At 73.5% G+C, this 12,103-nt stretch carries 8 protein-coding genes; 7 read left to right on the top strand and 1 reads right to left on the bottom strand.

Going from position 1 to position 12,103, the window contains the following annotated elements; all coding sequences use genetic code 11:
* Window positions 1–4: 4 nt before the first annotated feature.
* Window positions 5–1,279 (bottom strand): YcaO-like family protein, encoded by a 1,275-nt coding sequence (locus AC5K6T_RS14830; protein WP_493209114.1) that lies wholly within the window; start codon window positions 1,277–1,279, stop codon window positions 5–7.
* Between the two features lie 1,150 nt (window positions 1,280–2,429).
* Here AC5K6T_RS14830 and AC5K6T_RS14825 point away from each other — a divergent pair.
* The 7 genes from AC5K6T_RS14825 (at window position 2,430) to AC5K6T_RS14795 (ending at window position 12,015) form a co-directional block, all read left to right on the top strand.
* Complete coding sequence (locus AC5K6T_RS14825; RefSeq protein WP_493209112.1) at window positions 2,430–4,007, top strand: helix-turn-helix transcriptional regulator; 1,578 nt, start codon at window positions 2,430–2,432, stop codon at window positions 4,005–4,007.
* Between the two features lie 137 nt (window positions 4,008–4,144).
* Entirely contained in the window at window positions 4,145–5,851 is a 1,707-nt protein-coding gene (locus tag AC5K6T_RS14820; RefSeq protein WP_493209110.1) for a trypsin-like serine peptidase, read from the top strand.
* 2 nt (window positions 5,852–5,853) lie between these two features.
* Window positions 5,854–7,986 carry a serine/threonine protein kinase gene (locus tag AC5K6T_RS14815; RefSeq protein ID WP_493209108.1) on the top strand — a complete coding sequence of 711 codons (2,133 nt, stop codon included), beginning with the start codon at window positions 5,854–5,856 and terminating at the stop codon, window positions 7,984–7,986.
* The gene (locus AC5K6T_RS14810; RefSeq protein WP_493209107.1) at window positions 7,987–9,489 is read left to right on the top strand and encodes a vWA domain-containing protein; all 1,503 of its coding nucleotides are present in this window, start codon (window positions 7,987–7,989) and stop codon (window positions 9,487–9,489) included.
* Window positions 9,486–10,391, top strand: a complete 906-nt coding sequence (locus AC5K6T_RS14805) for a hypothetical protein (protein WP_493209105.1) — start codon at window positions 9,486–9,488, stop codon at window positions 10,389–10,391. Before AC5K6T_RS14810 ends, AC5K6T_RS14805 begins: the two co-directional genes overlap by 4 nt.
* Complete coding sequence (locus AC5K6T_RS14800; protein WP_493209103.1) at window positions 10,388–11,626, top strand: extracellular solute-binding protein; 1,239 nt, start codon at window positions 10,388–10,390, stop codon at window positions 11,624–11,626. The genes AC5K6T_RS14805 and AC5K6T_RS14800 overlap by 4 nt, the downstream gene beginning before the upstream one ends.
* Window positions 11,627–11,667: 41 nt before the next feature.
* Window positions 11,668–12,015 carry a CU044_2847 family protein gene (locus AC5K6T_RS14795; RefSeq protein WP_493209102.1) on the top strand — a complete coding sequence of 116 codons (348 nt, stop codon included), beginning with the start codon at window positions 11,668–11,670 and terminating at the stop codon, window positions 12,013–12,015.
* Window positions 12,016–12,103: the final 88 nt, after the last annotated feature.

Below are 12,103 nucleotides of genomic sequence, written 5' to 3'. Positions count from 1 at the left end.
TCTCCTAGGCGAAGGGCTGGGGGTGGGGGTTGAGCCCGGGCTCGGGACGGGCGGTGAGCCCCATGGCCTCGGGGGCGTTGTAGAGCCGGGGGTGGGCCAGGTAGCGGTTGCGGTGGACGAAGGACAGGGGCATCAGCTGCGGCACGACGACGCGGACCGAGCGCAGTCCCGCGTGGCGCGCCTCCGAGGTGGTCAGCTCGACGGCGATGACCTCCGCGCGGATCGAGTCCAGCCGGTCGACCAGCCACGCCAGTTGCCCGGCCGGGTCGGTGGCCCGGGCCCGCGGCAGGTCGGCCGGTGTGCGGGTGGGGCGGGGGCGCCGGAGGAGGAAGTCGAAGGCTTCGCGCCGTTCGGGACGTCCCATGTGGAGGGCGCCGTGCAGCACGCTGGTGAAGTCCCGGGGGTCCGCGGGCACCTGGTGCGGCGCCTGGAGAGCGATCCTCGACGAGGCCGCCTCGCGGTAGATCTTGCGGATCACGTCGACGGGATCGGGTCCCGAGGCACACATGACCAGCTGGCTCAGGGAGTCGTGGTGGTCGCTGAGCACGACGGCGTACACGGTGGGGACGCCGACGTCGGTGGTGGCGTCGTAGAAGCGGTACTCCACGAAGCTGTCGCGCACCAGGTCGCGTTGGGCCGTGAACGCCGGGTCGTCCGCGACGTCGATCTCGGGCAGTTCCAGACGCTGGAGCCACACCAGCGAGATGGCGTCCCGCTCGACCGCCTCGCAGATCCCGTTGACGAGGGCCTGGCGGACGTCGGAGTGCACGGCGCAGCCGGTGGAGATCGGGTTGGCGATCCGCTCGCCGATCGCCTCGTGGGCCGTGAACAGCCAGACGTAGGTGGCGGGAACCCAGACCGGGCGGCTCCTGGTCAGGGACCAGCCGCGCACCCAGCGCTGCGGCAGGGAGGGGTCGGGGTCGATCAGCCAGTTGGCCTCGTCCGCCAGTTCGGTGGCCGAGCAGCGCGGGAGCGCCTCCAGCGCGACCGCCTCGTCACCGAGTTCGTCCGCCGAGGCCCATCGCACCATGTGCGGCTGGTAGAAGGCGTTGGTGTAGCGCTCGACGGCTTCGGCCACGCTGATCAGCCGTGCCCGCTCGGGGTCGGTACCGCCGCCCGCACCGTCCAGCCCCTGGGGCCGGGCGGGCGTGTCGGACCAGAGCACGGTGGGGTCTCCGATCGAGGAGACGAAGACCGAGTAGCCCGGCTCGCCCGGGAGCGGAGGCAGCCGGGCGGAGCCGCGCACCGGCCGGACGGCCGGCCCGCTGACCGCTTCCACTCTCCTTAGCCCGTCCGGTGCGCCACTGTCGCGGCTGCTGCCGTGGCCGTCGTCCCGCACTGTCGGCCTCCTTCGCGTGAGACGGTGGGGTGGCTCCAGACAACTCCTCTGCGGCTGGCGGGACATCACACGACGAAGGTGAAAAGCGCTCGGCCGGCGATCACCCTCGCGGGGTGACGGCCGTCACCCGGCTGCGGGCGGGCACGTGCGTACCGGGGCGGCGGAGGCGGCGGCCGTGCCGGCGGTACGAGGGGCAGGCCCGGGGTACGGAGGGGCACAGCGGGCACCCGGGGCGCGGGCGCCCGCGGAGCACGCCGGACCGGGGAGCACATGAGGCCGGGGAGCACGCCGGACCGGGAGGCGCGCCGGACCGGGGTCCGGGTCTGCGCGCGCAGCCGCCCGGCCCGCTCCCCGGCTCCGCGGCAAGGCCCTTACGACTTCTCCTCGCAGGTCCGCTCCTCGCAGGTCCCCCGCGGCCGGCGCCTCCCGGCGGCATCCGGGGCGGCCACCTCCACCCGGAGCTGATGATCGATCAACTTCCCGGGTCGAGAGGACTTTTCAGCGGAATCGCACCCTTCGGCGTTCCTCCACACCCGCACCGGGGAGGAATTCCCCCGACGGCTTCGAGGCTGGGCAGGGACATTGTCCCGCGTTGCCGGGTTCGGGACCTGTTGTGGGGGCCATGCACCTCAGATAAAGCTCAATAAATTGCGGTTCACCGAAGGCCGAGGAGAGGTTCCCGGTACGCGCACCGGCCGCCGGAATCCCCTTGCACCGCCTCCCGAGCGGGCAGCAGGTGCACAAGCGTGACGCAGGCCGCATGCCTGACGACAAGGAGTGACACATGGAGGATATTCACCTTTCGGCAATCGACCGGCCCGAGAGGTATCAAGCGGCGGGGAAAAAGCGGCATTTCCTGTGCGTCTCCTTTGAAACATGGGTGAATCTTGAACGGAAATGGCGACTTGGAACACCGCCCTCCTTTCTTTGCACAATGAAAAGTGCGGAACGGGCGCGGAGTGACGGCGCCTGCATTATGTTTGCCCGGAGATGAGAGTGTCGGCGGATTCGGGGTACGGCAGACCGGCCGCCGCAGCGGTGATCACGGTGCCTGGCCCTGATCGCCGCTAGGCATGCAGGAGAGGCAGCAATGGTCGGGCAGAAGGACAAGGACGCAGCACCACTCGGTCAGCCGATCGTGTCCGCGAGGCTGGCACCACCCCTCCTGGGCCCCTTGCTCGACCGGCCCAGGCTGTACCGGAGACTCGCCACCGGGGTGGGGGGCCGCCTCACCGTCGTCATCGGACCCCCGGGTGCGGGGAAGACGGCGCTCCTGTCCTCCTGGGCACGCTCCGATGTCAGCATGCGCAGCAACACCGCGTGGCTGACCCTGGACGCGGAGGACAACGATGCCACGCGGCTGTTCGCCCATCTCGAGGCGGCCCTGGCCCGGATCGGCGTGACGTCCTCCGGGACCGCCGCACGCCGCACCTTTGAGCACCCGGACGGCGACCTCAACGTGCCGGCTCTGCTCAACGCGGTCACCGACTTCCAGGCACCCATCGTCCTGGTGCTGGACGGAATCCACGAACTGCGCACCGGACCGGCGCTGAACGCGCTGCTGCAGTTCACCCGCTACGCCCCCGGCTTCCTGAGTGTCGTACTGGCCTCGCGCAGAGAGCCCGAACTCCCCCTGCACAAACTGCGTGCCCTGGGCGAACTGACGGAGATCCGGGGCTCCGACCTCGCCTTCACCCCGCACGAGGCAGCCGCCCTGTTCCGCGAACACGGCGCGGACGCCGGCGAGGAACGCATGACCCGGGTCATCGAGTGCTCCGGCGGATGGGCGCTCGCCGTCCGCTACGCCGCCGTGCACCCGGTACGCGACACCAGTCACCAGTCCTGCCTGGAAGGCTGGTCGCAGGCCGTCCGCTCCTGCTCCGACTTCCTGATATCGGAAATGCTGGAGCCGCTGCCGGTGGAGCACCAGGACGTCCTGTTGCGCACCAGCGTCCTCACCGGCTTCAGCGCCTCACTGGTGCGCGCGCTGACCGGGCGGACGGAGGCCCATCGCATCCTGCGCATGCTGGCCACGGACTACGACCTGCTGGACCGCGACGACGAGTGGACCTACCGCCTGCCCAACCCGCTGATCCGGGGTGTGCTCTCCAGGGAACTGACGGAGCGCCACGGCTGGGACGAGGTCGTCCGCCTGCTGCGGACGGCCGCCGACTGGCACGCCGAGGCCGGAGACCCCGAGAGGGCCGAGGAATACGCCCGGGCGGCGCAGACCCACGCGGTGCGGCCGGACTCCCCCTCCGGCCTCGTCCTCCCGCCCGTGCTCCCGCCCGTGCTCGCGGCCGGCGGGGCCGGCGGGGACGGCAGGGACGGCAGGGACGGCGGGGATTCAGCCCCGGGCCGGGACGGCGGCGCGGGGGCGGCTCCCTCCGTTCCCGCGGACACGTTCGCGCGCCGCCCTTCCTCGTTCGCCCCGCCTCGGCCCGAGGGGGCTCCCCCGCACCTCGCGGGCGACGTCGAGCCCCTCACCCCGACCGAACTGGACGTCCTGCGGCTGCTGCCGCGCGGGCTGACCCTGGAGGAGATCGCCGCCCTGCGCCACGTCTCCCTCAACACGGTGAAGACACAGGTGAGGGCGATCTACCGGAAGCTGGGCGTGAGCCGTCGGCGCGACGCCCTCGCGGTCGCCGCGCGGCACGGCGTGATCTGACCGGCCCTCCGCACACGGTGCGGCAGGCCGGCCGCACGCCGCGGTCCGCGAACCCGCGTCCACCGGTGCGGCCGCCCCTGCCGCCGTCCTGCGGCAACTCCGCCTCGTGCGGCGCCCGTTGTCATAGCGTGGGCCCCATGGCGCTGCATCACCACAGTGACAGTCCGTGGCGGGTGAGGGTGGACGACCTGGACGGCACCCCCTGCGGCGCCGGTGTGCTGCTCGACGACCACCATGTGCTCACCTGCGCGCATGTGGTGCGGCACACCGGAGCGGGCCCCGAGGGCACCGCGTGGCAGGTGCGGATCAGCAGCGTGGCGTGCCGTCCGGAGTGGACCCGGCACGCGCGGGTCGCCCCGGGGACATGGGTCCACGAGAACGGCACACAGCGCGGTGACGTGGCGCTGCTGGAGCTCGACGGGCCGGCCGGATGCGGCACCCGCACGATGCTGTGGAAGACACCCGTCTCCGGCGGCGCCGTGCGCGTGTACGGCTTCCCCCGGGCCGAGCCGTTCGGGATGGGCACCGACGCACAGCTCGCCGGGTCCGGGGGCCGGCAGGGCGAGTGGGGGCTGCTGAAGCGGGTCCGGCCGGGCGATCCGTGGATCGAGCAGGGGTATTCGGGCGCGGGCGTGATGGCGCTCGGCGGCGAGTTCGACGGGCGGGTCATCGGCATCGTCGTGGCCGACTTCGTGGACGGTGACACGAAGGCGGCCTGGATGCTCCCGACCGAGACGGTGCTGACCTACCTGCCGCGGATCGAGGAGCTGGGGTTCGCCGGCGGCGACCCCGCCGACCGGCTGGGCCCGTCGCACGACGGACAGGCCGGGGACGTCCTCGGCGACCCGTTGCGGCTGGCCCTGACGCAGGAGCTCACCCGGCTGCTCCACGGCAACTGGTCGGGCACCGTCGTCGTCGGCACCGGCGGCACGACGGCGGTCGGCGACTCCTGGCTCGTCCGCCTCGTCCGCACGTCGGACCCGGCGGCCAGGGCCACCGTCTCCGACGCCGAACTCACCGGCACGCCAGGCGACACGGTCCTCGGGCTGGGCGCCATCGACGCCGCGTACGACGCGCGCGGCAGATCGGTCGCGGACGTGTGCGGCTACCTCGCCCGCCGGTTCGGGCTCCCGGGCGGGGACGCCCGTACGGTGGCCTGGCAACTGCTGCGCCGCAGACCTCCGGCCTGTCTGGTGATCGGCGGCGTCGACCGGGCCCGGGACCCGCAGGCTCTCGCGGCCGATCTGCTCGCCCCGCTGGCCGAACGGGCCCGGTCGCGGGGCCTGCGGCTGGTACTGGGCTTCGAGGGCGTGCCCCCGGAGGACCTCACCCGTGACGTCTCCCTCGACCCGGAGCCGATCCGCGGATCGGCCGTCGGAGGCGTCACCGCCGCCGCTGTCCGGGAGGCCGTGGGACGCCTGGCGGCCGAGGAGGACTCCGCGGAGGCGCTGGAACGGGAGTGGGGCGTACGCTTCTTCGCCGCGCCGCGGATGCCGCCGCGCACCGCGCCCCGGCTGCGGGTGCGACTGGCCGTCGCGCGGGCCACGGAGCCCGGTCCGGAGCTCACCGCGGTCCACGAACGGGCCGTGGCGGCCCGTGCCGAGGTCGCCGGCTTCGGCCGCGACCTGCGCCGGCTGGTGGGAGCCCATCAGGACCTCCGCACGACCCTGGAACTGCACCGCGTACGCGCCGCCCGGTACTTCGGCGAGGAGGACCCCCGGCTCGCCGGACTCCACGCCCCCGCGGCCCGCGCGCTGCACACCGTGCCGATCGATCTCAGGGCCGCCCGCCGGTCGGTGGGCCGGTACGTCGACGAGGTCAATCGCCGTATCGAGGAGGAGTGACGGTGGACAGGTGCAATCGGCCGGACTGCGGCCGCGGAGAGATCGACGGGCAGAACTTCTGCGGCGCCTGCGACCGGGAGCCGCTGGCACAGGGCCACGCCGCCGTGGAAGTCCCCGCACCAGAGCCGGTGGCGGATCCCGGTACCGGCGTGACATCCGTACGGCCGGACCCCTGGTACGGCCTCGGCCTCGTCGACTCCGATCCCGGCCCCGACGCGCCGGACCCGCCGACACCGTCGGCCGGCCCCGTCGCCGAGGAGCACCGCCACTGCGCGGCCTGCGGGCAGCCGGTCGGCCGCGGCCGCGACGGCGCGCCGGGCCGCACGGAGGGCTACTGCGCGGCCTGCGGCCACCGGTTCGACTTCGGCCGGCCCCAGGCCCTCACCATCGCCGGCCGCTACGACGTCGAAGGCGTCCTCGGTTCCGGGGCGTTCGGCGCCGCCTACCTCGCCCACGACCGCAACCTCGCCACCCACGTCGTCCTCAAGGCCCTCAACCGGTCGGTGGCCAGGACCGCCCTGCACGAGCGGGACGTCCTGACCGGCCTCCGGCACGACAACATCGTGCGCATCCTGGGCTTCGAGGACGAGGGGCCGCATCTCGTCCTCGAGTACGTCCCGGGTGCCCCCCTGGCGGCCGGCGACGGAGACCGGCTGGAGACCCTGCTCGCGCACGGCGTCCGCGTCCTCCAGGCGCTGGACTACCTCCACGCCCGGGGCCTGCTGCACTGCGACGTCAAGCCGCTGAACATCGTACGGTTCCGGGAGCAGAGCCCGTCGGGCCCGCTGGACCGGGTGCGGCTCATCGACTTCGGCGCGGTACGCCGAGTGCGGCAGGAGGGCCCGGTCACGGCCTACACCACGGCGTACGCACCGCCGCCGGGCGACCCCGAACGCCTGCGCCCGACAGCGGGCTTCGACCTCTACTGCCTGGGCGCCACCCTGCTGGAGGTGTGCCGCGCCCGCTGGACGGACCGCTCGGCCCCGGGCATCGACTCACTGAACCTGCTGCTGGAACGGGCCACGGACACCGAGCGGCCCTGGCGGCGGTTCGTGTCGGCACGGCAGTTCGCCGAACAGCTCAGCGGGGTCGTCCGGCAGGTCGTGGCGGCGCCGCCGGCACCTCGTCAGGTGGCGCGCTCGTCCGCCCTGTTCGGCCCGATGACCGAGCCGCTGCACGGGGGGCTCGGCGCGGCACGGCCGCTGGACCACTGGGTCCGGGCACGGCCCGGCGAGGACGCGACACTGGCCATGCAGGCGCCGTTCGCGTCGCCGGCGCCCGGCGACATCATCGGTGCGCTCCCGGCCCCGCTGTCCGATCCGGACGCCCCGGACGTGGCGGACTCGACGAGACGCGCTCTGGCCGAGAGCCGGAGCGCCCTGCGCAGACGCTCCCCGGACCTCGCGGAGCGGGCGCTCGCTGCGGCGGGGCTGCCGGACTGGCACTGGCTGCACGCCTGGTACTCCGGCCTGATCGCCCTGGCCCGCGCGGACGCACGGTCGGCCACCTCGGCCTTCACCACCGCGCGCAGGGCCGTTCCCGGCGAGCTGGTACCGCAGCTCGCCCTCGGCCTGTGCGCCGAGCTGCGGGCGGACCTCGCCGCCGCCCGCTCGCACTACGGCGCGGTCTTCGGCACCACCCCCGCGCTCGGGGCGGCCGGCTTCGGCCTCGCCCGGATCCACCTGCTGGCCGGCGAGCGGACAGAAGCCGTGGCCACCGCCGTACGGCTGGCACAGGAGTTCCGCTACGAACGGGAGGCGCAGGTGGCAGCCGTACGTCTCAGCGTCATGACCCTGGACGGGCCGGTCTGCCCGGCACCGACCGCCGAGGACCGGGAGCGCGCCGAGGCGGGACTCGCGGACCTCGACGTGGACCGGGCCGCGCGGGCGGGGCTGCGTGCCGAGATCCGGTACGCGGAGTTCCGGCACGACCGGGACCGTGAGCGGCTGTCGCACGCGATCCGCGAACTGGGCCCGCACGCCCCCACCGAACGCGAGTACGTGGCGCTGGTGGACCTGGCGAACCGGCTGCGTCCCCCGCTGCGGTGGCGACGGGCCGGACGACGCGGAGGAGGAACGGGTCGTTCCCGTCCCGGAGGAGCCGACGGAGCACTAAGCTCTTCATACGCTGAGTAGATGGTTCATCACAGTCCGACGGGTGCGCGGCGACGCGATCGGGTGGTGCCGGTGGGGGACAGGTCATTTCGGGGGCTCAGGTTCGCACTGGAGCTGGACGCCGTCCCGGAACTCGCCTACGACGAGCAGCGCGCGGACGCCCTCGTCACGGTCACGGGACACTCCGCCGAAGACGCCTCCCACGACGTACCGGGCGCCGAGATCCTCATCATGGACCGGTCGTTGTCCATGAACGGAGGCAAGCTGGACGAGGCGAAGCGCGCGATGTGCGCGGCCATCGACGCTCTGCGGGACGGCACGCGTCTGGGCGTGGTCGCGGGCAACCACACGGCCGACGTGATCTTCCCGGCCGGCGGGGGTCTGGCCAGGGTGGACGCCGCGGCGCGGGAGGACGCCAAGCTGCGGGTCGCCGGCCAGTCGGCCGAGGGCGGCACGGCGATGGGCCAGTGGCTGAAGTGCGCCCGGGAGCTGTTCGCTTCGGCCGCGCCGGGCGCCGTGCGCCACGCCGTCCTCTACACGGACGGCAAGGACGAGCACGAGACCGAGGACGAGCTGGCCGCCGTCCTCGCGACCTGTGCGGACCGGTTCGTCTGCGACGCGCGCGGGCTGGGCGACGACTGGCACTACGCCGAACTGCTGCGGATCACCGAGGCGCTGCACGGCACCGCCGAGGCGGTCCTCACCATCACCGACCTCACCGGGGACTTCAGCCGTCTCATGCGTCAGGCGCAGCGCATCCTCGTGCCCCGCGTCTATCTGGGCCTGCGGCTCAACCACCGGTTCCAGCTCGCCTTCGTCCGCCAGACCCGCCCGGTCGAGGCCGAACTGACGGCCCGTCCGCACGACGACGAGATCCACGTTCCGCTGGGCTCCTGGTCCCCGGAGACCCGGCAGTACCAGGTCTCCCTCCACGTCGACCCGCACACCCTCACCCCGGACGAGAAGCTGCGCGCCGCACGCATCACCCTGCACGCCGAACGCCCCGACGGCTCGCGGCCGCAGTGCTGCGAGCCGGCGGCCATGGTCGTACGGCGCCTGTCGACACCCGGCTTCGGCATCCCCCGCCCGGCCGGCCTCACCCGGGTCGAGAACGAACGCGAACTCGGCATGGCGATGCGCGCCTGCGCCGACGCCCATCTGCGCGGCGACCGCTCCCGCGCCGACGACGAACTGCGCCTCGCCACCGGCCTCGCGGAGGACCTGCAGGATCTCCCGCGCCTGCAGCTGCTGCGCGCAGTGGCGGCCACCGGCCCCGACGGCCGGCCGAGGGTACGGCGCGACGTCTCCCGCGCACAGATCCAGAAGATCGGGGTCGACTCCACGAAGACGGCGGGCCCGCCGGCGGAGGCGGCCGGATCCCCGGTGAGCGATGCCCCCGAGCAGGTACGCGTCTGCCCGCGGTGCGGCACGGCGGCGGTGTCCGTCTCGGCGAGGTTCTGCGAGGAGTGCCGGTACCGGTTCGAGGAACCAGGCGTGCCCGACGGCCCGGTGGATGCCCGGTGAGCGGGGTGGGGAGGTCCCTGCCCGCACGGCTCGGGGAGGTTCACCCGGTCACGGTGCTGCGCTGGCTCAGGACCGGCGTGCTGGTGACGGTGACCATGACGGCGCTGCTGTACGTGGTGGTGTCGACTCAGGCCGGGAACCAGGCCGCCGCGGCCGAGCGCACGGACGCGGCCATCGAGGACATCGACGCCGCCTACGACGCGGCCGCGCAGGCAGACGACGCGCTCAACAGCGTCTCCGACACCCACGCGGAGCATCTGATCGGCACCGGCGCGGAATTCACCAACGCCACCGCCCGGGTGAGCAGCCTGCTCACCTCGGCGGCCGAGGGCAACGCCGCGGGCCGCCGCGGTCTGAACCACATCCAGTTCGTGCAGGGGCAGTTGACCACCTGTGTGCAACGTGCTCACACAGCGGTGCGCGACGAGTCCGGTATGGACGAGGCCCGCGAGGAGCTGACCCGGGGCCGGCAACGGGGCAGCGACGAGAAGCACGTGAGGTTCACCGGAGGCCTGCAGGCATCCCTCGTCGACCTGCGGGTCCTTCAGGAGCACGCCGTGGCGGAGCGGCGCGCGTCACGCTGGCTGGACCCCGCCCTCTTCTGGCCCCTGCTCGTCGGCCCGGCGGCCGTCATGCTGGCGCTCGTGTGGTGGAGCGGTCGCATCGTCGTCCGGCACTACCGCCGCTACCCGAGCCCGGCCCTCGCCCTGGCCTGGCTGGCCACCGCGGCGGTCGGCGTCACCACCGGCGTGCTGTGCTCGCTCGACCGGTCCGCGGCGGCCGATCCGCCGGCGCCGGACGCAGCAGTGGCGATCGTGCTGCCCCTGCTCGCGACGGCCGGAGTGCTCGCCCACCTCGCCTATCGTCCCCGGCTCGCCGAGTACAGGTTCCCCCGCTCATGAGAAGAACGACGGCCGCCCTCGGGCGCGGTGTCCTGGTCCTCGCGCTGCTCCTGGCGGCGGCCGGATGCGGGGCGTCGCACAAGCGGGTGACGATCATGGTCCCGTGGTCCGGCGACGAGTTCCACGCGTTCCACTCCGTCATCCGGGCGTTCGAGAACGACCGGCACATCGAGGTCGACGTACAGGTCACCCGGGATCTGACCCAGCAGCTCGACGCGGCGGTGGCCGCGAACGCGCCGCCGGACCTGGCGGTGCTGCCGAGCATCGCCGCGGTGCACCTCTACGCGGGGAAGCAGCTCAGGCCCCTGGCCGTCGACACCGGGACGTTCGCCGAGCCGTTCCGCGGGCTGGGCATGGACGGAGAGGAGGTCTACGCCGTCCCCGTCAAGGCGGACGTCAAGAGCCTCGTCTGGTACGGCCCCGACGTCGCCGGGCCGCTGCCGAAGAACTGGTCCGGCTTCCGGGACCGCCCCGAACGGTGGTGCCTGGGCCTGGAGTCCGGCCCGACCTCCGGCTGGCCCGGCGCCGACTGGATCGCGGACATCCTGCTGGCCGAGGCGGGCGTCGGCGCGTACCGGAGCTGGCTCTCCGGCGGCACGCCGTGGAACTCGCCTGCGGTGAGGAACGCGTGGACCACCTGGCGGGCGCTGGTGGGCAAGAGCCTCGACGGCGCCGCCGAGCTCCCGTTCCGCACGGCCACCGCCGGCATGACGAAGCCCTCGCCGACGTGTTCCCTGAGCCACGGCGCACTGTCCGCGACGGCGTTCGAACAGCGCGACGTCGAGCGCGGCAGGTACCGGCCCGTGACGGCCTTGCAGGAGGTGCTCCAGGTGTCCGCGGACTACGTCGGCAAGTTCACGAGGGACGGCGACCCGGGCGACACCAGCGCCGACCGGCTGATCGAGTACCTCGCGAGCGCCGAGGCCCAGCAGGCCTGGGTCAACACGCCCGAGAGCTACGCGCTGTCCCCCCGCGAGGACGTGACGGACTACACGAACAGCACCACACAGCGGGACCTGGCCGCGATACTCCGCTCGGACATCCCCGTCTGCTTCACGGCCGCCGACGCCATGGACCCGGACGTGTCCGCCGCCTTCTACCGAGCCGTCCTGGACTTCGCACAGGGCGAGGAGAGGGACCTGGCGGGACTGCTGGACTCCCTCGACAACGTCCAGTCGGAGATGGGCCGGCCGGACCCGTCCCTGACCAGGCGGCTCTGCCGCCCTTCGACCTGACCCGATCACCCGCAGCCGCCTTCCAGGTTCCAGGAGCCGCCATGCCGGACGCAGTCCAGTTCACCCTCTCCGACGGCACCGTCGTCCTCGTCGCCCCGCCCGCCCGCTCCGGCACCGGCGCCGTGGGGCTCGGCACACGGCTGGAGAGTGCGGCGACGTCACTGCGTGAGGCACTCGCGCCGATCACCGCCGCCGCGTCCGAGGTGATCGGCGGCTTCCGGTCCCTGGCCGAGCGGCCCGACGAGGTGGAGGTCACCTTCGGGGTCGTGCTGGACGGCCGGCTGGGTGCCGTCCTGGCCGGCGCGAACGCCGGCGCTCATCTCGACGTCGCCCTCCGCTGGAGCGGCGGCGGCGCGCCGGCCGCGCCCCCGCAGGACGCCACCGCCTGACCGCGCCCGGAGGCTCACCGGCCGGCGGCGTTCCCCGCCTGCCGCCCCTGCTCTCCGCGCCGCGCCGCGGGAGCCCTCCCTGACGCCT

Source organism: Streptomyces sp. B8-7 (assembly GCF_058833805.1).
This window is presented reverse-complemented; position numbering and strand designations above follow the sequence as displayed.

Bases quoted from the DNA above. Each gene is read 5' to 3' on its own strand.
- AC5K6T_RS14795 (WP_493209102.1), top strand. From the start codon at position 11,668: ATGCCGGACGCAGTCCAGTTCACCCTCTCCGACGGCACCGTCGTCCTC.
- AC5K6T_RS14825 (WP_493209112.1), top strand. From the start codon at position 2,430: ATGGTCGGGCAGAAGGACAAGGACGCAGCACCACTCGGTCAGCCGATC.
- AC5K6T_RS14800 (WP_493209103.1), top strand. From the start codon at position 10,388: ATGAGAAGAACGACGGCCGCCCTCGGGCGCGGTGTCCTGGTCCTCGCG.
- AC5K6T_RS14810 (WP_493209107.1), top strand. From the start codon at position 7,987: ATGGTTCATCACAGTCCGACGGGTGCGCGGCGACGCGATCGGGTGGTG.
- AC5K6T_RS14820 (WP_493209110.1), top strand. From the start codon at position 4,145: ATGGCGCTGCATCACCACAGTGACAGTCCGTGGCGGGTGAGGGTGGAC.